Here is a 20,247-nt window from a genome sequence, read left to right as displayed (position 1 = left end):
GATACCGCCGCGACGAGGCTGGTGGGCGCACCGATCGGCCGCAGGGCGGATACCGCCGCGACGACCGCGCCGGCGGCCCGCCCCGAGACGAGCGGCGCCCGCAGTGGCGGGACCGTGAGGGCGGAGAGCGGCGGCCGGCGTACGGGGCCGGCCGGGACACAGGCGGCCGGCCGCGTACCGAGGACCGCGGTGGGCGCCCGACGCGACCCGGCGGCGAACGGTTCGGCGGGGGACGATTCGATGACCGCGACCGCGGAGCGGGTCGGCGCTATGAGGAACGCGGCGGCGAGCGGGGCCGTCCGGGCGGTGGGTACCGCGACCGGGATGATCGCGCACGCTACGGCGACCGGGATCGGGGGTACCGGCCGGACCGGGAGCGCGGCTACGGCGGCGACCGTGGCCGGGGGGACCGCCCCGGTTTCCAGGATCGTGGACCCCGGCCGGAGCGCAGGGACGACCGCGGCCATCGTGACGACCGCGGCCATCGTGACGACCGCGAGCAGCGGGGCGGGTTCGGCGACCGCGAGCAGCGGGGCGGGTACCGCCAGGAGGGTGGTTCCCGTCAGGCCGGATTTGCGCGCCGGGAGTACGGCGCCGGCTCCGAGGAGAGGGGCGGCCGGCCGACCGTCGAGCCGACGCCGCTGCCGGAGCGCGAAGAGCCGGTAGACCTCGATGCCGCCCGCTCAGCACCGGGCGCGGTGGAAGAGCCGTCGGGCGACATCGTTGATGTGGCCCCGCTCGAGCAGGGGATTCCCGAGCAGCGCGAGGCCGCCGACTTCAGGGAGCGGCGCGACGATCGGCGGGACCGCGGACCGCGTGGCGACCGTGACCGGGGCTTCCGGGACGACCGTGGACCGCGGGCGGATTGGCGCGATGAGGATCGGCGGGGCGGTACCGACCTGGCACCGGAGCTTCCGGAGGACATCAGTGCGCGCGATCTCGACCGGGACGTACGCGAGGAGCTTCGCAGCCTGAAGTCGACGGACGCCTCGATGGTCGCTCGTCACCTGGTCGCCACGGGCCGGCTGCTCGACGAGGACCCGGAGCTGGCGCTTGCGCATGCCCGCGCGGCCCGTCGGATCGCACCGCGCATCGCCGCGGTACGTGAGGCGCTGGGTCTGGCCGCGTACCACAACGGGGAGTGGCAGCCTGCGATCGCGGAGCTTCGCACGTTCCACCGGCTGACCGGACGGCAATCGCATCTCGCGGTCATCGCCGACGCTGAGCGGGCCCTGGGACGTCCGGAGCGCGCCATCGATATCTACCGCACCGCGGATCGGTCGAAGCTGGCTCCGGAAGAGGCGGTGGAGCTGCTCATCGTGGGCGCGGGTGCGCGGGGCGACCTCGGCCAGCGCGACGCAGCCGTGGCGATGCTGCAGGTCCGCGAGCTGACCTCCGCGTCGCGGGAGCCGTGGGTGGCGCGGCTGCGGTACGCGTATGCCGACGCGCTGCTCGCGGCCGGGCGCCGGGACGAGGCGCGGGAGTGGTTCGGTCGGGCGGCGGACATCGACGAGGACCTGACCACCGACGCGGCCGAGCGCCTGCTCGAACTCGACGGTGTGGTGCTCGAGGACCTGGACGCGGAGTTCGAAGACGAGGCGGATGAAGACCTCGAGGCGGATGAAGACCTCGAAGCGGACGAGGACGAGGACCGCGACGAGGACGAGGACCGCGACGAGGACGAGGACGAGGACGAAGACCTCGAGGACGAGGTCGCCGAGAGCGACATCGAGGCGGAGGACGAGCGCGCCGCCGAGGCCGAAGAGCTGGACGACGAGGATGAGGACCGGGAGTCCAGGATCGTGGCCCTCCGGGACACCGACCGCGAGGACGACAGGCGGTGAGCGAGGCGCTCGTTGACGGGTACGACCTCGTCATCTTCGACCTGGACGGGGTTGTCTACCTGGGAGAGCAGCCCGTTCCCGGTGCGCCGGAGGCCCTGGCGAAGCTGTCCGAGCGGGGCACGCCGCGGGCGTACGCGACGAACAACGCCTCGCGCCGCGCCAGCGAGGTAGCGGCGTTGCTGTCGACCATCGGCGTACCCGCGCAGGCCGACGAGGTGACGACCTCGGCGCAGGCCTCCGCCGCCGTCCTGGCCGGGCGGCTGCCCGCAGGCAGCCCGGTCCTCGTGGTCGGGTCGCCCGCGCTGCACGAGGAGATCTCCGAGGTGGGGTTGCGCCCGGTCCATCGGGCCGACGACGCTCCGGTGGCGGTCGTGCAGGGGTACGGGCCGAAGGTCGGCTGGGAGCAGTTGGCCGAAGCGTCCGTGGCCATCCGGGCCGGGGCGAGTTGGGTCGCGACGAACATCGACCGGACCCTGCCGACGCCGCGCGGGCCGCTGCCCGGCAACGGTTCACTCGTCGCCGTGCTGGTCACGGCGCTGGGCCGGCAGCCGGACGTGGCGGTCGGCAAGCCCGAGCCGACGCTGTTCGAGCAGGTGGCGCGAGCACGCGGGGCACGCCGGCCGCTGGTGGTCGGGGATCGCATCGACACCGACATCGAGGGTGCCCACCGGGCCGGCATGGACAGCCTGCTCGTCCTCACCGGGGCGCACGGGGCGGCGGACGTGTTGAGCACACCGCCGCAGCGGCGGCCCACGTACCTCGCCGCCGACCTGAGCGGCCTTTTCGCGCCGGCGGACGAGGTGCGGGTACCGCCGAAGGAGAGCACCTGGCGGGTCACCGACGGCCGGCTGTCCGGCAGCGGCGACCCGATCGGGGCTCTGCGCGTACTCGCGGGGGCAGCGACCCCGGACGGCGCGCCCGTCGCCGACGGACCCGACGCCGAGCGTGCGCTGCGCGCCCTGGGCCTGGCGTGACGGAGCCTCGCGTGACGAACCCTCACATGACGATGACGGCGGCGCCGTTGACCCGGTCGGCCTCGAGGTCTTCGAGGGCCAGCGCGGCGTCGTCGAACGGGTAGGGGTTCACCCGGACGTGTAGCCGGTGGTCCTGCGCGAACGCGAGGAACTGCCGGGCGTCCTCGCGGGTGTTGGCGGTGACGCTGCGCAGGGTCCGCTCGTAGAACAGGTGCCGTTCGTAGTGCAGCGGCGGCACGTCGGTGAGGTGGATCCCGGCGATTGCGAGGGTTCCACCCCGGTCCAGCGCGGCGAGCGCAACGGGCACCAGGTCACCGACCGGCGCGAACAGGATGGCCGAGTCGAGCCGCTCAGGTGGCTCCTCCGTGGCGTCACCCACCGACGTGGCACCAAGTTCAAGGGCGAGCTCCTGGTGCGCCACCGAGCGCGTCAGGACGTGCACGGAGGCGCCCCGCGCGAGCGCCACCTGCATGGCCAGGTGCGCCGACCCGCCGAAGCCGTAGATGCCCAGCCGCCCGTCGGGCGGCAGGTCGGAGCGGAGCAGTGCCCGGTACCCGATGATCCCGGCGCACAGCAGCGGCGCGAGTTCGGTGTTCTCGTACCCCTCGGGAAGCTGGTACGCGAAATCGGCCGGCACCGTCGCGTAGTCGGCGTACCCGCCGTCTGCGTCCCAGCCGGTGTAGCGCGACTGGGGGCAGAGGTTCTCCCCGCCGCGCTGGCAGTACGCGCACACGCCGTCGGTGTGCCGCAGCCAGGCGATGCCGACGCGATCGCCGATGAGGAAACCCTGTACCGCGTCGCCGACCGCGGCGACCGTGCCGACGACCTCGTGGCCGGGCACCACGTCCGGCTTGTGGACGGGCAGGTCACCTTCGGCGATGTGCAGGTCGGTCCGGCACACCCCGCAGGCGTGCACCTGCACGAGCAACTCGTCGGGCGCCGGGGACGGAACCGGGATGTCGGCCAGCCGCAGCGGGCCGGTCCCGATCGGGCCGGGGCGGTGGACCTGCCAGGCGCGCATGACCCAAGTCTGCGTCCCCGCCTCAGAGACGGCTATGCGGACTGCCCGCGGACTCCGGCTGATCGGATGCCGGTGGCCGCTGCCGGAAGGGCCAGGCGGGAGGCGAAGCGGCAGTCGTGTCGCGACGGCCACGGCGGCCCAGCTCGGCGGTCTCCTGGTCGAGGTAGAAGTTCGGCCGCTGGTCGGCCTCGTGGTAGTACCGGTGGAAGACCGGGGTGGCTGCGCCCGATAGCGGTGGCACGATCCAGGTCCAGTCCGCGGGCGTCTTGCGGCCGGCGCGCTCCTCCTTGGCGAGGTGGTCGAGGAACCGGCGCGATTCGGTGTGGTGGTCGCTGATGCGCAGTCCGGCGCGTTCGAACGACCACAGCACCGCCCGGTTCAGTTCGACCAGGGCGCGGTCCCTCCACAGGGTGGTTTCGCTGGAGGTGTCCAGGCCGAGCCGGGCGGCGACGACGGGGAGCTGGTCGTAGCGGTCGGGGTCGGCGAGGTTGCGGGCGCCGATCTCGGTGCCCATGTACCAGCCGTTGAACGGTGCGAGCGGGTAGCTGACGCCGCCGATCGACAGGCGCATGTTCGAGATGGCGGGGACGGCGTGCCAGCGCAGCCCCAGTTCGGCGAACCACGGGTACTCCGGGTGGGCCAGCGGCACCTCGACGATGGCGTGCTCGGGCAGGTCGAACAGGCGCGGACCGCCGAGCGGCGACTCGAGCACGAGCGGGAGTACGTCGAAGCGTTCGCCCTTGCCGCGCCAGCCCAGCGCCGTCACCGCCTCCGTGAACTCCGCGTAGCGCGGGTCGCCGACGACCGAGCCGTCGGTGTTGCGGTAGCCGGCGTAGCGGATGAGCTGCTCGTTCCACAGTCGTACGGCCGGCATTTTGCCCGGGTGCGCCGGCGCGAAGACGGAGATGACCGGTCGGATGCGGCGGCTGCCAGGGGCGTCACCGCGGTTGCCACCTGCGACCTCGAGGTGGCGGACCAGCTCAGCGAAGACGCCTTCCGGCGTGCGTACCGCGCGCAGGTCGCGCACCAGCAGGCTGCGCCAGTACAGGCGGCCGATGCAGCGGCTGGCGTTGCGCCACGCAATCCGCGCACCGTACGTCAGCTCATCCGGGGTGTGGACGTATGTCCCCGATTCGGCGATCTCCTGGCGTACCTGGGTCAGGCGGTGACGAACCGGCCCGAGTTCCGGGTGCTCGTCATGGAGCAGGCACAGGAACTCCTCGGCCTCGGACGGATCGACCAGTGCCTGCGAATCCCAGGCTGGAGCAGGCTCGTCGCGGTATCCGGGTATGCCCACTCGTGCCTCTCCCCACTTTCGGTTGATCGAGAGAGCACGGTCGCAGAAGGCAGTGCGGGGGTGTCGCACACGCTGTGCGATGTGACCCGGCTACTGGATCGTCGCTCCGGCGTACCCGTCGAACGTTTCCGGGTCCAGCCGGTCCACTGGCCCCGCGGTGGCGCAGGATCGCCCGTCCATGAACGGGCAGACCTGCGGTCGCGCTCCGGCTGCGGTCCGGCCGCAGCGGCCCAGCTCGGCGGTCTCCTGGTCGAGGTAGAAGTTCGGCCGCTGGTCGGCCTCGTGGTAGTACCGGTGGAAGACCGGGGTGGCTGCGCCCGATAGCGGTGGCACGATCCAGGTCCAGTCCGCGGGCGTCTTGCGGCCGGCGCGCTCCTCCTTGGCGAGGTGGTCGAGGAACCGGCGCGATTCGGTGTGGTGGTCGCTGATGCGCAGTCCGGCGCGTTCGAACGACCACAGCACCGCCCGGTTCAGTTCGACCAGGGCGCGGTCCCTCCACAGGGTGGTTTCGCTGGAGGTGTCCAGGCCGAGCCGGGCGGCGACGACGGGGAGCTGGTCGTAGCGGTCGGGGTCGGCGAGGTTGCGGGCGCCGATCTCGGTGCCCATGTACCAGCCGTTGAACGGTGCGAGCGGGTAGCTGACGCCGCCGATCGATAGGCGCATGTTCGAGATGGCGGGGACGGCGTGCCAGCGCAGCCGGAGCCGTGCGAACCACGGGTACTCCGGGTGGGTCAGCGGGACCTCCACGAGGACCCGCCTGGGTAGGTCGAACAGGCGCGGACCGGGCAGGGTCGACTCGATGACCAGCGGGAGTACGTCGAACCGGCTGCCCTTGCCGCGCCAGCCCAGCGCCGTCACCGCCTCCGTGAACTCCGCGTAGCGCGGGTCGCCGACGACCGAGCCGTCGGTGTTGCGGTAGCCGGCGTAGCGGATGAGCTGCTCGTTCCACAGCCTTGTCTCCGGCGGTCTACCTGGCCGAGCCGGCGCGAAGACGGAGATGACCGGCCGGATGCGGCGGCTGCCAGGTGCGTCACCGCGGTTGCCACCTGCGATCTCGAGGTGGCGGACCAGCTCGGCGAAGACCGCTTTCGGGGTACGTACGCCGCGCAGGTCGCGCACCAGCAGGCTGCGCCAGTACAGGCGGCCGATGCAGCGGCTGGCGTTGCGCCACGCGGTCCGGGCTCCGAAGGTCAGTTCTGTCGAGGTGTGTGCGTACGTGCCGGACTCGGCGATTTCCCGGCGGACCTGATCCAGGCGCGGCCTTACCGGGCCCAGGGTCGGGTGTTCCTGATGGAGCAGGCACAGGAACTCTTCGGCTTCGGCTGGGTCGACGGTCGCCGTAGGGTCCCACGTCGGGGCGGAAGGTCCGCGGTATCCAGGTGTGCTCATGTGCGCCACCACCCCGCCCACACTTAAAGTAAACGTGCCTGCACATTTAGTAGTGTGACCATGTCGGGCGTGTTACGCGACCTTGGACGTCGACCTTGCGCATAGTTTGACATCAATGTGATGAGCGGTTGTGCTTCCGCCCGGGTGTAATGGACCATCGACCAGCCGCCGGCGCCGGCGGGGGTGGTCACCGCGATCGCGAGCTACAGCAGCTTGCGCAGCTTCATAATGTCCATCAGGCTGGCATCAATCTTGATCCGGCCGCTGGCCCACGCGGACGCCGCACTGAGCTTGCCCTGTACGAGCGCGACCAGGTCGTCGCTCGCGGCCGTCAGCTTCAGCTTCGCCTTCGGGTCGTCACCCTCCTCGACATCGTGGATCTGACCGCCGCTGAGTCGAGCGCGGAAGGCGACGCCCAGGTCGGGAATCTGGCAGCTCAATGTGCGGTCGAAGTCGAGCTTCGCCTTGGCGGCATCCGCGTTGGCCGCCATCCGCTGCGTCAGGTGCTCCAGCGCCGCACGGCACTCTTCAACGCTTGCCATTTCCCAACTCCCGAAATGTCTGCCGAGTTCTTGGGCACGCTACCGCAAGCCGTATGTACCTCGCCCGGTAGCGTTGCAGCCGCCCCGGTAGCGTGGCATCAGCATGGTTGCCCAGACTGTGGTGGAGGGAGCGCACGATGCGGCAGGAAGCGTGGCGGGCCTACCTGGAGTTGGCGCTCGGCCTGACCGACCAGTCGCGGAAGAAGGCGACCAAGGCCGTCAAGCAGGTGCTCGGCAAGGGCGGTGCGACGGCAGAGCAGCTACAGGACCTCGCCGATGAACTGATCAAGACCGGCGTCGCCAACCGGGAGGCCATCACCAAGCTGGTACGCGCGGAGCTGGACCGCGCGTTGAGCCGGGTCGGCCTGGCCACCGCGGAGGAGGTCACCGAGCTGACCGCGCGGGTTCGCCACCTGGAGGCGGAGCTCTCGGCCGCGCACGCCGAGGCAGCTGAAATGGTCGCGTCGGCGCCGGCGGTCGCCGTCGCCGTCCCGGTGCCGGCGGAGCCGTTCGGTGGCGACGTGGAGGCGCGTATCACCGAACCCGTGGTGGACGAGTACGCCGCCGCTGAAGCGCTGGAGGCCGTGGTCGCGCTCGAGGAGACGGCCGCGTTCGAAGAGGCGGCCATCATCGTGGAGTCGGCCGCTGCGCAGGAGGCCGCTGCGCCGCATGCCGCTGCGCCGGGTGCCGCGGAGCCGGCGGCACCGCGCGGGCGGGCGGCGAAGAAGGCGGCCAAGAAGACCGCTGCCAAGGCGGCGCCGGCCAAGGCCACCGCCGAGGCCGAGCCGGCCAAGAAAGTAGCCGCGAAGAAAGTAGCCGCGAAGAAGGCGGCCGCGAAGAAGGCGACCGCCCAGAAGGCGACCGCGGAGACGGCAACGGGCCGGAAGGCCGCCGAGCCGGCCAAGAAGGCGGCCGCCAAGAAGGCCGCCGGTCGGACCGAGGCTGCCCCGGCCAAGAAGGCACCCGGACGGAAGGCCACCACCGGTCGCGCCCCGGCCAAGAAGGCGCCGCCGAAGAAGGCGCCCGCCCGTAGGGCAGCCGGTGGCTCCAGCGGCGGGGGAGCCGGCGAATGAGCGAACCGATGAAGCCGTCCGCATTCGACCCGCGGCGGCTGGCCGGCCTGGCGTCGCGGCTGGCCCCGCAGTCGGACGACGCACGAGGCGCCGCTGAGACCACCGGACCGGCCGGGCAGGCGCAGCTCGAAGCTGTCCTCGCCGAACTCGAGCGGGCCGCGCAGCTGCCACCGGATCAGCAGATCTCCGTCTACGAATCCGTACACCGCACGCTGCAGGAGACCCTGCGCTCGATCGAGCAAAGTTAGGGAGTCGCGCAGCGTCATGGCGCGTCGTATCCGACTCGACGCCGAACTGGTCCGTCGAGGTCTGGCCCGATCCCGGGAGCAGGCCGCCGCCCTCATCGAGGCCGGCCGTGTCGAGGTCCGCGGCACAACCGCACATAAGGCCGCCGCACAGGTCGACCCCGCGGACCCGGTGCGGGTGACCGGTGGCGACGCGCGCTCCGAGTACGTCTCGCGCGGCGGGCACAAGCTGGCCGGCGCGCTCGAGGCGTTCGTTCCCGAGGGGCTGACCGTCGAGGGCCGGCGCTGTCTCGATGCCGGCGCCTCCACGGGCGGCTTCACCGACGTGCTGCTGCGCGCCGGAGCGGCCGAGGTCGTCGCCGTCGACGTCGGGTACGGGCAACTCGCCTGGCCGCTGCGTACCGACGAGCGGGTACGCGTACTGGAGCGCACCAACGTGCGGACGCTGACCCCCGAGGCGATCGACGGTACGGCCGATCTGACCGTCGCCGACCTGTCGTTCATCTCGCTGCGGTTGGTGCTGCCGGCGCTGGCCGCCTGTACTGCGCCGGACGGCGATCTGGTCCCGATGGTGAAGCCGCAGTTCGAGGTCGGCCGGGAGCGGGTCGGCGCCGGTGGCGTGGTGCGTGACCCGGAGACCCGTGCCGACGCGGTGCTCGACGTGGCCAAGGCCGCCGCCGAACTCGGATTCGGCGTGGCCGGCGTCGCGCGGAGTCCGTTGCCGGGGCCGTCGGGCAATATTGAGTTTTTCCTCTGGCTTCGCCGTGGCGCCCCGCCGGTGAACCAGGAGACGGTGCGACGCGTAGCGGGTTGCGGAGGTGCTGAATGAGCCGCGAGGCGCTACTGGTGACGCACACTGGACGTCGGTCCAACTTCGAACCCGCTCGTACGGTCACCCGTGACCTGCTGGACGCGGGTTTCAACGTGCGGGTACTCGCCGAGGAGGCGGCCGAGCTCAACCTGCCGGGGGTCGAGGCGGTCTCCGGCCCGTACGCCGCCGACGGCGTCGAGATCGTCTTCGCCCTGGGCGGCGACGGGACGGTGCTGCGCGCGGCGGAACTGGCCCGCCCGTTCGGCGCCCCGCTGCTCGGCATCAACCTCGGGCACGTGGGGTTCCTCGCCGAGGCCGAGATCAGCGATCTGGACCTGGCCGTGAGTGACGTGGTGGCCGGCGAGTACGCCGTGGAGGAGCGCCTCACGCTCGAGGTCGTCGCGGAGTGCGACGGCCAGATCGTGGCCCGTTCGTGGGCCCTCAACGAGATCAGCATCGAAAAGGGCGCCCGGGAGAAGATGCTGGAGGTACGCGTCGACGTCGACGGCCGGCCGCTGTCGCGGTACGGCTGCGACGGCGTGGTCGTGGCGACGCCGACCGGCTCCACCGCGTACGCGATGTCGGCCGGCGGTCCGGTGGTCTGGCCGGAACTGGAGGCGCTGCTGCTGGTCCCAGTCAGCGCGCACGCGCTGTTCAGCCGGCCGCTGGTGACCGCACCGACATCGACGATCCAGGTGACGGTCGACCCGTACACGACGTTCGCCTTCATGGCCTGTGACGGGCGTCGCACGTTCGATCTCGAGCCGGGCTCCAGCGTGACCGTCACCCGTGGTCAGCTGCCGGTACGGGTCGTGCGGCTGCGGCCGAAGCCGTTCACCGACCGGCTGGTCGCCAAGTTCGGCCTGCCGGTGGCCGGCTGGCGGGGCAACGGCGCGGAGCGCTGGCCGGAGCCGCCGGCATAGTGATCTCGGCGCGGAGCGTTGGAGACTGACGTTCCCCACGACTACTGTCTTGTCCGTGCTGGAGGAGCTCCGCATCACCGGACTCGGCGTCATCGAAGATGCCACCCTTCCCCTCGGTCCTGGCCTGACGGTCATCACCGGGGAGACGGGTGCGGGCAAGACGATGGTCGTCACGAGCCTCGGCCTGCTCTTTGGTGGGCGGGCCGACGCCGGCCGCGTCCGTGCTGATTCTGGTCGTGCGGTCGTCGAGGGGCGGCTGCGGCTCTCGGGTGGCTCGGGTAGGGCCGTGCTGACCCGGGTGGCCGAGGCCGGCGCCGAGCCGGACGAGGACGGCAGCCTGCTGCTGAGCCGCACGGTCACGAGCGAGGGGCGTTCGCGGGCGCACGTCGGTGGCCGGTCGGTGCCGGTCTCCGTACTCGGTGACGTCGGCGAGCAGGTCGTGGCGGTGCACGGGCAGTCCGACCAGTTGCGGCTGCTGCGCCCGGCCGAGCAGCGCGCGGCGCTCGACCGGTTCGCCGGTCCGGAGCACGAGAAGCTGCTGGAGCGGTTCCACGAGCTGTACGCGCAGTGGCGGCGCGTCGAGGACGACCTCGCCGATCGGCGGCGTAACGCCCGCGAGCGCAACCAGGAGGCCGACCTGCTGCGCCTGGGCCTCGACGAGATCACCCGGGTCGACCCGCAGCCGGGGGAGGACGAGGCGCTCCGCGAGGAGGCGCAGCGGCTGGAGCATGCGGAGGGCCTGCGCACCGCGGCGCAGATGGCGTACCAGGCGGTCGCCGGGGGCGTGGACGCCGCCGCCGATGACGCGCCGGACGCGGTGAGCATGCTGGGCATGGCCCGCAACACCCTGGAGGCGCAGGCGGGGGTCGACCGCAGCCTCGGTGACCTCGCCGGCCGGCTGGCCGAGGCGGCCGCGCTGGTGACCGACGTGGCGGCGGAGCTGTCCAGCTACCTGGACGCCCTCGACGCCGATCCGGCGCGGCTGGAGGCGGTGTACGAGCGGCGGGCGGCGCTCAAGGGGCTGACCCGTAAGTACGCCGAGGACGTGGACGGGGTGATCGCCTGGGCCGACCGGGCCCGCGCCCGCCTGGCCGAGCTGGACACCTCCGACGAGCTCCTCGAAGAGCTCGACCGGGAGCGCCGACGGCTGGCCGGTGAGGTGGCCGAGTCGGCCGCGGTGGTGTCGGCGGCGCGCCGGGAGGCCGCTGGCCGGTTCTCCAGCGACGTCACCACCGAGCTGGCGGGCCTGGCGATGCCGCACGCGCGGATCGAGGTGGTGGTCGCGCCGAAGTCAGCCGGCCGGGGCGAGCCGACGCTGGAGGTGGGCGGTACGCCGACCGGCGTGGGTCCGGACGGCGCCGACGAGGTCGAGCTGCGTCTGCACGCCCATCCGGGCGCGCCCGCGTTGCCGTTGCAGCGGGGCGCCTCCGGCGGTGAGCTGTCCCGCGTGATGCTCGCTATCGAAGTGGTCTTCGCCGGGGTCGGCGGCCCTCCGACGCTGGTCTTCGACGAGGTCGACGCAGGCGTGGGCGGTCGGGCCGCGGTCGAGATCGGCCTCCGGCTGGCCAGGCTCGCCAACGGGCACCAGGTGTTTGTGGTCACGCACCTGCCCCAGGTCGCGGCGTTCGCCGATCGTCACCTGGTGGTGGCGAAGGACACCGGGGGTGCGGTGACCACGAGCGGCGTCAGGCTGGTCGAGGACACCGAGCGGGCCAGGGAGCTGGCGCGCATGCTCGCGGGTTTGCCCGACTCCGACCTGGGCATTGCGCATGCGGAAGAACTGCTGGCGGTCGCCGCCCGCGAGAAGCGCCGCTGACCGCGGCGACTGCGGAGCACGGCCGCGGCGACTGCGGGCGTCGCAGCGGCGACAGAGCTTCCCGACCGTGCCACTGATCCATAGCGAGTGCCTCAAACGGCGCGTAACGGGCGATCTGTGCATCTTTACCGTGCGTACTCGCGCATGTCGCGACCCCGCTGGCGGCGTCGGCATGCCAGGATGAGTGACGATGCGACTGCCAACGTTGCGTCGGACCCGGCCCGCCGAGCCGGGTGTTATCTCCGGCGCGGTGCGACTTGATCGGCGGACCAAACGACTCGTTGGAAGGCTGCGGCCCGGCGAGATCGCGGTGATCGACCATGTCGACCTTGACCGGGTCGCGGCCGACTCACTCGTCGCGGCCGGTGTCGCGGCGGTGCTCAACGCCAAGCCGTCGGTCTCCGGCCGCTACCCGAACCTCGGCCCCGAGGTGCTCGTCCAGGCCGGTATCCCGCTCGTGGACGACCTCGGCGAAGACCTGTTCGACCGGCTCCGCGAAGGTGACGCCGTCCGGATCGAGGGCGGCGCGGTCTTCTGCGACGGCAAGCCGGTGGCGGAGGGGCGGCGGCAGGACTCCGAGACCGTGGCCAAGGCCATGGCCGACGCCCGTGAGGGCCTGTCGGTGCAGCTCGAGGCGTTCGCCGCGAACACCATGGAGTACCTCAAGCAGGAACGTGACCTGCTGCTCGACGGTGTCGGCGTGCCCGAGGTGGAGACGAAGATCGCCGGTCGGCACTGCCTCATCGTGGTGCGCGGCTACGACTACAAGGCCGACCTGGACGTGCTGCGCCCGTACATCCGGGAGTTCAAGCCGGTCCTCATCGGGGTCGACGGCGGTGCCGACGCGCTGGTCGAAGCGGGCTACACCCCGGACATGATCGTCGGCGACATGGACTCGGTCTCCGACGACGTGCTGCGCTGCGGCGCCGAGATCGTCGTGCACGCCTACCCGGACGGCCGGGCGCCCGGTCTGGCCCGGGTGCACCAGCTCGGCCTGCCGGCCATCTCGTTCCCGGCCGCGGCGACGAGCGAGGACATCGCGATGCTGCTCGCCGACGAGAAGGGCGCGTCGCTGATGGTCGCCGTCGGCACCCACGCGACGCTGGTCGAGTTCCTCGACAAGGGCCGTGGCGGCATGGCGTCGACGTTCCTGACCCGGCTGAAGGTGGGCGGCAAGCTCGTCGACGCCAAGGGCGTCAGCCGGCTGTACCGGCAGAGCATGTCCGGCTCGTCTCTGCTCCTGCTGGTACTGTCCGCGATCGCGGCGATGGCCTCTGCCGTGGCGGTCTCCACCGTGGGCAAGGCGTACCTCGGGGTGGTCGCCGAGTGGTGGGACAATCTCATGTTCTCGATTTTCTCCTGACCGAAGGTTTGCGGCCCTGTGATCAATTTTCGGTACCACGTGGTTTCGCTGACCGCTGTCTTCCTCGCGCTGGCGATCGGTCTCGTCGTGGGCACGGCGGCGCTCAACGGGCCCGCGGTGGACGCGCTCAACGACCGGGTCAACGGGATCGGTCGGCAGAACCAGCAGCTGCGCGACCAGGTCAACCACCTCAAGGCCGAGGCGAACACGCAGGAGCAGTTCGCCACGCAGGCCGCGCCGGTCATCCTGGCCGAGAAGCTGCGCAACCGCCGCGTCCTGGTCGTCGCGCTGCCGGCGGCGAGCAAGTACGTCAAGGACGTGGTCGACACGCTGCAGGTCGGGGGCGCCAAGATCACGGCCCAGGTCGAGATCCAGGACAAGTTCACCGACCCCGCCAACAACTCGCAGCTGCTGGACCTGGCCACGATCAGCCGGCCGGTGAGCGTGAGCGACCCCGCGTCACCCAACACCGACGGCGTCCAGACCTCGACCGCGCTGCTGTCCGCGGTGCTGGTCGACCGCGCGGCGGGACAGGCCGCCATCCCGGAGGACCAGCGCCGGACCGTGCTCAGCGCGTACGCGACGGGCGGCTGGATCATCACGACCGGCACCCCGACCGGGCCGGCCGAGGCCGTCATCCTGCTCACCGGGGCGCCGTACGTCGACCACGACGCCACGAAGCGCAACGCGGCCGTGGTGAACATGGTCGACCAGTTGGCCAAGTCGGGTCACCTCGTCGTCGGCAGCGACGGGGTGGGTACCGACGGCAACGCGGTGACGGCCGTCCGTCGCGACCCCGCGCTCACCAAGACGATCTCGACCGTCGACAACATCGCCACGCCGCAGGGGCGGGTCATCGTCGCGCTCACCCTCGCCGAACAGATCGCGGGTGGCGCCGGGCACTACGGCATCGGTGACGGAGCGACGGCGCTGATGCCCAAGCCGACCGTGAGCAAGCCCAGTGGCTCCTAGCCTGGGCCGGCGCCTGCTCGCTGCGGGTATGGGCGCGCTGGCAGCCCGCCAGGCGCTCACCATCGTGGCCACCAGCGTCCACCCTGCGACGCTGGCCCGTACCAACTTCCGCGGCCGGCAGGTGACGCTCGCCGGCGGCCCGGCGCTGGCGCTCGGCGCCACCACCGCCGCGGCGCTCGGCGCAGGTCGCCGGGGCGTGCGGGCCGCGACGATCGTCGCCGGCCTCGGCGCCGGCGCGGTGGGCGCCTACGACGACCTGGTCGGGGTCCGGCCCGGGCAGCAGGCGAAGGGCTTCCGCGGGCACCTGCGGGCGCTCGCCGAGGGGCGGGTCACCAGCGGGCTGGTCAAGATTGCCGGCGTGGGCGCCAGCGCGCTGGCCGCCGCGACTCTGCTGGACGCCGACCGTCCGTCCGGGCGGCCGCGGCGCGTGGTCGACACGCTGCTCGCCGCTGGCGTCATCGCCGGCAGCGCCAACCTGATCAATCTGCTCGACCTGCGCCCCGGCCGGGCCATCAAGGCTGGGCTGCTCGTCGGCGCGCCGATCGCGGCGGCCGGCGGCGCGGCCGGCGGGGTCGCCGCCGGAACGGTCGGCGCCGCGGCCGGGCTGCTGCCGGCAGATCTCGGCGAGGAGATCATGCTGGGCGACGCCGGCGCCAACGCGCTCGGTGCGCTGCTCGGTACCGCACTGGCGGCCCGTACCGGCACGGTCGGCCGGGCAGCAGCGCTGGCCGGGATCGCCGCCCTCACCGCGGCCAGCGAGAAGGTGAGCTTCACCCAGGTCATCGACCGCACCCCGGTACTGCGCGAACTGGACGCGCTGGGCCGGCGGACGGACTAAAGGCCGGCGCCCGGTGCGCGACACTTCCGAAGTGACCGAGGTGACCAGAGCGAACAGCGCGACGGCGCCGGGGCGGATGCCGCGGGCGGCCCGGCTGGCCAGCGCCGCGCTACTCATCGCGGTCCTCACGGTCGCGGCCCGGTTGGCGGGCTTCGCCCGTACGCTCGTGTTCGTCCACGCCGTCGGCGACCGCGACCTGGGCGACATCTACCAGAGCGCCAACACCGTCCCCAACATCATCTTCGAGATCGTGGCGGGCGGCGCGCTAGCCAGCCTGGTCGTGCCGATGCTTGCCGGCGCGATCGCCCGGGGCGACCGCGCGGCCGTGTCCGCGACCGCGTCGGCGCTGCTGACGTGGGTGTTGACGCTGCTGGTGCCGGCCGCCGCGATCGTCGCGCTGGCCGCCGGGCCGATCGTCCGGACGCTCGACCCGGGCGCCGACGCGCGGGCCGCCGCCGTCGGCGCCGACATGCTGCGGGTATTCGCGCCGCAACTGCCGCTGTACGGGGTCGGCATCGTGCTCACCGGAGTTCTCCAGGCACACCGGCGCTTCGCCTGGCCGGTGCTCGCGCCGTTGCTGTCGAGCGTGACTGTCATGGGCGCGTACGCCTGTTTCGCCGTCGTCGCCGGCCGCCGCCCCGATGTCGCACACGTCAGTGGTTCCGACATAGCGGTGCTCTCGGTGGGCACGACCTTCGGCGTGGCCGTCCTGTCGCTGTGCCTGCTGATCCCGCTGCGGGGCCTGCGGCTGCGGCTACGTCCGACGTACTCGTTCGAGCAGTCCGCGGCCACCACGGTCCGCCGCCTCGCCGCCGCCGGGGCGGTCACGGTCGCCGCCCAGCAGCTCGCCGTCGCCCTCACCATCGTGCTTGCCAACGGCGGCGTGGCCGGCACGCTGGTGCAGTTCACCGTGGCGCAGACGGTCTACCTGCTGCCCTGGGCGGTCCTCGCGCTGCCGATCGCCACGTCGGCCTACCCCGCGCTCGCCGAGGCCGCGGCAGGCGAGAACCGCGCCGCTTATGCGGCCATCCTCGCCGGCGCGACGCGCGGACTGGTGCTGCTGGCCTGCCTGGGCGCCGCCGCCCTGGCCGCGGCCGCGCAGCCGCTCGCCTGGGCCCTGGCGAGCACGACCGCGAGCCCGGCGAGGGTCGCCGCCGGCATCGCGTGCCTCGCTCCCGGCCTGCTCGGGTACGCCCTCTTCGCGCTGCTGTCCCGCGCGCTGTACGCCCGCGGTGACACCCGCCACGCCGCTGCCGCCACGGTCCTCGGCTGGGCCGGCGTCGCGCTCGCCGCACTCCTGCTGTCCAGGGCGCTGCCCGGCACCGCCCGGGTGGCCGCGCTCGCCCTGGCCAACTCCGCCGGCATGCTGCTGCTCGGCGCGCTGCTGCTGGCCGGAGTGGCGCGGCGGGCCGGCCGGGCCGCGATCGACGGGCTGGCCCGCACGCTTGGCGCGTCGGTCATCGCCGGGTTCGTCGCCGCTGCCGCCGGTGTCGGGGTACGCCGGCTGGTGTGGGGCGACGCCACCCCGGGTGTGGCCGGAGCAGTCGGACAGGGCATGCTGTCCGGTGCCGTGGTAGCCGCCGCTTTCCTCGGCGTGGCGTACGTCCTGGACCCCCGCGACGTCCGCCCGCTGCTGGCTGGGTTGGTGCGCCGGGTGGCGCGCTTCCGGAGCCAGGCGCCCGACAGTGCGTCGCCGGCCAATGGCAGGCGACAGGGAGGTCTTGAGCAGTGAGCGAGGAGGCGGCTGTGAGCGTGCCGGAGCCGCGTCGGCGCGTCGCGCTCGTGCTCGCATCCAGCACCGGTGGCATCGGCCGGCATGTCGCGTCGCTGACGGCCGGGCTCGCCGGGCTCGACGTGGAGGTCACGGTGTGCGGCCCGGTCGACACCGACCGCCAGTTCGACTTCACCTTGGCCGGCGCACGGTTCGTGCCCGTGGAGATCCCGGCGAGCCCCCAGCCGCGCGATGCCGCCGCCGTACACGCGCTGCGCCGCGCGCTTCGGGCCGCCGCGCCGGACCTGGTGCACGCACACGGGCTGCGGGCCGGCCTGGTCGCGGCGCTCGCCCGGCCCACCGGCTGCCCGCTGGTGGTGACCTGGCACAACCAGGTCCTGGCGCAGGGCGTACGCGGCCGCGTGTACCGGCAGTTGGAGGGGTACGTCGCCCGCGCCGCCGACGTCACGCTCGGCGCCTCCGCCGACCTGGTCAACCGGGCGGCCGCGCTCGGCGCCCGCGACGCCCGCCTGGGCGCCGTGGCAGCCCCGGAACTCGCCCCGGTCACCAGATCGGCCCAGGAGGTACGCGAGGAGCTTGGGATCGCGCCGGACCGGCCTATGGTGCTGTCCGTGGGCCGACTGCACCCGCAGAAGGGCTACGACGTGCTGGTCGCCGCGGCGTCGCGGTGGCGTGCCCGGCAGCCCGTCCCGGTTGTGGTGATCGCCGGCAGCGGACCCGCGTACATGAGGCTGGCCGGCCAGATCTCCGAGCAGCGGGCACCGGTCGTCCTCGCGGGGCACCGCACGGACGTCCCCGACCTGCTCGCCGCCGCCGACCTGGCCGTGGTGACCAGCGTCTGGGAGGCGCGCCAGCTGTTCGCCCAGGAGGCGATGCGCGCGGGCACCCCGCTGGTCGCCACCTCCGTCGGCGGCCTTCCCGAGCTCGTCGGCGACGCCGCGCTGCTCGTACCGCCGGGAGACATCGACGCCCTTGACGATGCCGTACGGTCGCTGTTGGATGATCGGGGCCTGCGGGCCGAGTACGGTCGCCGGGGCGCTGAGCGGGCGGCCACCTGGCCGACCGAGGCGGACACGCTGGCCCAGGTCTGTGCGGTGTACGACGAGGTGGCCGGCGCTGTCCGCGGAGCCAGCCAGGAGGCGCGTTGAGTGGACGGATGCCGCCATACCTGATCGCGCTGTTCGCCGTGGTCGCGAGCATCGTCGGCCTCGTGCCGGCACCGGCCACCGCGGTGCCCGCCCGCACAGCGGACTACGTGATTGTTACCGGCGCCGCCGGGCTGCGCTGGGACGACGTCAACGCCACGGACACGCCGACGATGTGGAAGCTGGCCGGCAGCGGATCGATCGGTGCGCTGTCGGTACGGTCGGCGCGGCGCCCGACGTGCCCCGGAGACGGCTGGCTCACCCTCGGCGCGGGTAACTACGCCGCGCGTACCGCCGACCGCACGGAAGGCGAGTGCCCGCCGCTGTCGGTCGGCATCGACCACCCGGGCCCGGGCGGCGCGTTCCTGTCGGCCGCGGAGAAGAAGCGCATCGAGAGCCTGAACAAGGACCTGCCGTGGAGCGCCCAGCCGGGTGCGCTGGCCGAGTCGGTGCGCTGCACGACCACGATGGGGCCTGGGGCGGCGCTCGCCGCCGCCCGCCCGTTCGGCCGGATCGACCGGTACAACGACCGGATCCCCGACGACCCGAAGGAGGCCCTCGCCGGCTGTGTGCTGTCGGTGGTGGACCTCGGCACGGTCGCCGGCGAGGGGAGCGCGCGGAAGGAAGCCGCCCGGGCGGCCGACGCGCAACTGGCCCGGATCGTCGCGGCCCGCCCGCAGCGGTCGCTGCTGGTGCTCGCCGGTGTCTCGGACACCAGTGTGGATGCGCGACTGCACGTCGCCGTCGCGGAGGGTGGGGGGTACAACGGCGGCCTGCTGACGTCGACCAGCACTGGTCGCCCGGGTTATCTGCAGCTCACCGATATCGCGCCGACGGCGCTGGCGGCGCTCGGGCGGTCGATGCCGAGCAAGCTGTTCCCCGGCTCACCCGCTGCGGTCGCCGGTGGCCGGCACGCAACGCTGGCGACCGCGGTGGAACGCCTGGTCGACGCCGACCAGGAGGCGCGCGTCCAGCGACCGGTGGCCGCACGGTTCATCACCGTCCTCGCCGTCTGCCAGCTTCTGCTGTTCGTCGCCGCCATCCCGCTCCTGCGCCGCGCCCGCCGGCCGGCCGGGCCGGTCGCACCCGTGCCCAACCCGCCATGGTTCGAGCGCGGCGTCGAGGTACTGCTGGTCGCGGCCTCGCTGGCCGTACCGGCGGCGCTGGTGGCCGGGGTCGTGCCCTGGTGGCGCACGCCGGTGCCGGGCCTGGTCTTCGCCGCTGTCACGGTGGCCGCCATCGTGGTGGCCACGGCCATGATCACGCTGTCCCGCTTCGTGCGGCGGGTACTTGGGCCGCTCGGCGGGATCGCCGCCCTGGCGGCAGCGGTGGTAGCAACGGATGTGCTCACCGGTTCGCGGCTTCAGCTCAACGGTGTCGTCGGGTACTCGGCCGTCACCGGCGGGCAGTACACCGGCCTGGCAACGCTCGCGCTCGGCGTGTTCGCCGCCGGCGTGCTGGTGGCCGCCGGGTGCCTGGCCCAGCACGTCACGCGGCAGTGGCGCCCGGTCGTGGTCGCGGTGCTCGGCGGCGTGGCGGTGGTCCTCGTCGGCAGCCCGTACCTCGGTACGGATGCGGTCGGCGCGGTCGCCCTGGCCGCCGGTGTCTGCGTCGCGGCGGCGATGGCAGGCGGCGGGTGGCTGACCTTCCCACGGGTCGCCTGGGCCCTGATGGCGGGTATCGCGGTGACCATCGCGTTCGCGGTGCTCGACATGACCCGGCCGGTCGGCCAGCGCGGCAGTGTCGGCCGCTTCCTCGGCCACCTGGGCGACGGCACCAGCCGTCTGGTCCTTTACCCGATCGAGTCCGACAACGTCGTGGTCACGGTGACGAGCCCACTCACGCTGCTGGTGGTCGGCGCCGCCGTGATGGTCTACTTCGCGCTGCTGCGCCCCTGGGGCGGGCTGAAGCGCCTCTTCGGCCTGTTCCCGGCGGTCCGCGCCGGCCTGACCGGTACGGCGGTCGCGACCCTGATCGCCGGCCCGCTGAAGGGCGTGGGCTTCAACACGGCTGGCGGTGCCGCGGCGACCGTGTTGCCGCTCGCCGTCCTGGCGGCGCTGCGGGTGCTGCGGCACGCGGACGAGCGCACCCCCGCAGTCACGGTGGATCCGACCGGCTCGGCCGTGACCGCGACGCCGGCGGTCCCGTCCGCCGCGCCGGTCCCGTCCGCCGCGCCGGACGCGGCCGCCGTGGCCGCCGTGGCCGCCGCCCAGGACACCGCCGCCTCGTAGCCCGCTCGTCCTCGCGTCCGCCCGCTCCGTA

At 73.0% G+C, this 20,247-nt stretch carries 17 protein-coding genes and 1 pseudogene; 13 read left to right on the top strand and 5 right to left on the bottom strand.

Features of this window, described 5'->3' with window-relative positions:
* A pseudogene (locus HC028_RS25525) lies at nt 1-485 on the bottom strand (hypothetical protein); the annotation flags it as partial.
* Nucleotides 486-698: 213 nt separating this feature from the next.
* On the opposite strand from HC028_RS25525, the gene HC028_RS25520 reads away from it, so the two are divergent.
* Complete coding sequence (locus HC028_RS25520) at nt 699-1,844, top strand: hypothetical protein (protein WP_308442110.1); 1,146 nt, start codon at nt 699-701, stop codon at nt 1,842-1,844.
* Nucleotides 1,841-2,818, top strand: a complete 978-nt coding sequence (locus HC028_RS25515; RefSeq protein WP_168079979.1) for an HAD-IIA family hydrolase — start codon at nt 1,841-1,843, stop codon at nt 2,816-2,818. Before HC028_RS25520 ends, HC028_RS25515 begins: the two co-directional genes overlap by 4 nt.
* 22 nt (nt 2,819-2,840) lie before the next feature.
* On the opposite strand, the gene HC028_RS25510 is transcribed toward HC028_RS25515, so the two are convergent.
* The 4 genes from HC028_RS25510 to HC028_RS25495 form a co-directional block, all read right to left on the bottom strand.
* Nucleotides 2,841-3,839: a zinc-binding alcohol dehydrogenase family protein gene (locus HC028_RS25510; RefSeq protein ID WP_168079978.1), complete on the bottom strand. Its 999-nt coding sequence runs from the start codon at nt 3,837-3,839 to the stop codon at nt 2,841-2,843.
* Nucleotides 3,840-3,861: 22 nt separating this feature from the next.
* Nucleotides 3,862-5,136 (bottom strand): nitric oxide synthase oxygenase, encoded by a 1,275-nt coding sequence (locus HC028_RS25505; RefSeq protein ID WP_168079977.1) that lies wholly within the window; start codon nt 5,134-5,136, stop codon nt 3,862-3,864.
* Between the two features lie 90 nt (nt 5,137-5,226).
* Nucleotides 5,227-6,525 (bottom strand): nitric oxide synthase oxygenase, encoded by a 1,299-nt coding sequence (locus HC028_RS25500; RefSeq protein WP_168079976.1) that lies wholly within the window; start codon nt 6,523-6,525, stop codon nt 5,227-5,229.
* A gap of 203 nt (nt 6,526-6,728) precedes the next feature.
* Nucleotides 6,729-7,067, bottom strand: coding sequence for an SCP2 sterol-binding domain-containing protein (locus tag HC028_RS25495; protein WP_168079975.1), 339 nt, complete (start codon nt 7,065-7,067; stop codon nt 6,729-6,731).
* Between the two features lie 137 nt (nt 7,068-7,204).
* On the opposite strand from HC028_RS25495, the gene HC028_RS25490 reads away from it, so the two are divergent.
* The 11 genes from HC028_RS25490 (at nt 7,205) to HC028_RS25440 (ending at nt 20,216) form a co-directional block, all read left to right on the top strand.
* Nucleotides 7,205-8,140: a phasin family protein gene (locus tag HC028_RS25490; protein WP_168079974.1), complete on the top strand. Its 936-nt coding sequence runs from the start codon at nt 7,205-7,207 to the stop codon at nt 8,138-8,140.
* Nucleotides 8,137-8,388 carry a hypothetical protein gene (locus tag HC028_RS25485; protein WP_168079973.1) on the top strand — a complete coding sequence of 84 codons (252 nt, stop codon included), beginning with the start codon at nt 8,137-8,139 and terminating at the stop codon, nt 8,386-8,388. Before HC028_RS25490 ends, HC028_RS25485 begins: the two co-directional genes overlap by 4 nt.
* 16 nt (nt 8,389-8,404) lie before the next feature.
* Complete coding sequence (locus tag HC028_RS25480; protein ID WP_168079972.1) at nt 8,405-9,214, top strand: TlyA family RNA methyltransferase; 810 nt, start codon at nt 8,405-8,407, stop codon at nt 9,212-9,214.
* Nucleotides 9,211-10,119 carry an NAD kinase gene (locus tag HC028_RS25475; RefSeq protein WP_168079971.1) on the top strand — a complete coding sequence of 303 codons (909 nt, stop codon included), beginning with the start codon at nt 9,211-9,213 and terminating at the stop codon, nt 10,117-10,119. Before HC028_RS25480 ends, HC028_RS25475 begins: the two co-directional genes overlap by 4 nt.
* 55 nt (nt 10,120-10,174) lie before the next feature.
* A complete protein-coding gene (gene recN / locus HC028_RS25470; protein WP_168079970.1) occupies nt 10,175-11,935 on the top strand; it encodes a DNA repair protein RecN in 1,761 nt (586 codons plus the stop codon).
* Nucleotides 11,936-12,125: 190 nt separating this feature from the next.
* Nucleotides 12,126-13,298 (top strand): putative cytokinetic ring protein SteA, encoded by a 1,173-nt coding sequence (steA, locus tag HC028_RS25465; RefSeq protein ID WP_168079969.1) that lies wholly within the window; start codon nt 12,126-12,128, stop codon nt 13,296-13,298.
* 18 nt (nt 13,299-13,316) lie between these two features.
* Nucleotides 13,317-14,270, top strand: coding sequence for a copper transporter (locus tag HC028_RS25460; protein WP_168079968.1), 954 nt, complete (start codon nt 13,317-13,319; stop codon nt 14,268-14,270).
* A 28-nt stretch (nt 14,271-14,298) separates the two neighbouring features.
* Nucleotides 14,299-15,108, top strand: coding sequence for a hypothetical protein (locus tag HC028_RS25455; RefSeq protein ID WP_168079984.1), 810 nt, complete (start codon nt 14,299-14,301; stop codon nt 15,106-15,108).
* A 76-nt stretch (nt 15,109-15,184) separates the two neighbouring features.
* Nucleotides 15,185-16,840 (top strand): lipid II flippase MurJ, encoded by a 1,656-nt coding sequence (locus HC028_RS25450; protein ID WP_168079983.1) that lies wholly within the window; start codon nt 15,185-15,187, stop codon nt 16,838-16,840.
* Nucleotides 16,841-16,854: 14 nt separating this feature from the next.
* Nucleotides 16,855-17,988 carry a glycosyltransferase family 4 protein gene (locus HC028_RS25445; protein ID WP_168079967.1) on the top strand — a complete coding sequence of 378 codons (1,134 nt, stop codon included), beginning with the start codon at nt 16,855-16,857 and terminating at the stop codon, nt 17,986-17,988.
* Nucleotides 17,985-20,216 (top strand): hypothetical protein, encoded by a 2,232-nt coding sequence (locus HC028_RS25440; RefSeq protein ID WP_168079966.1) that lies wholly within the window; start codon nt 17,985-17,987, stop codon nt 20,214-20,216. Before HC028_RS25445 ends, HC028_RS25440 begins: the two co-directional genes overlap by 4 nt.
* Nucleotides 20,217-20,247 lie beyond the last annotated feature (31 nt).

This window comes from Planosporangium flavigriseum (assembly GCF_011947225.1).
GTDB lineage: Bacteria > Actinomycetota > Actinomycetes > Mycobacteriales > Micromonosporaceae > Planosporangium > Planosporangium flavigriseum.
Note: the sequence above shows the minus strand (reverse complement) of the source record. Positions and strands in the feature narration are given on the sequence as shown.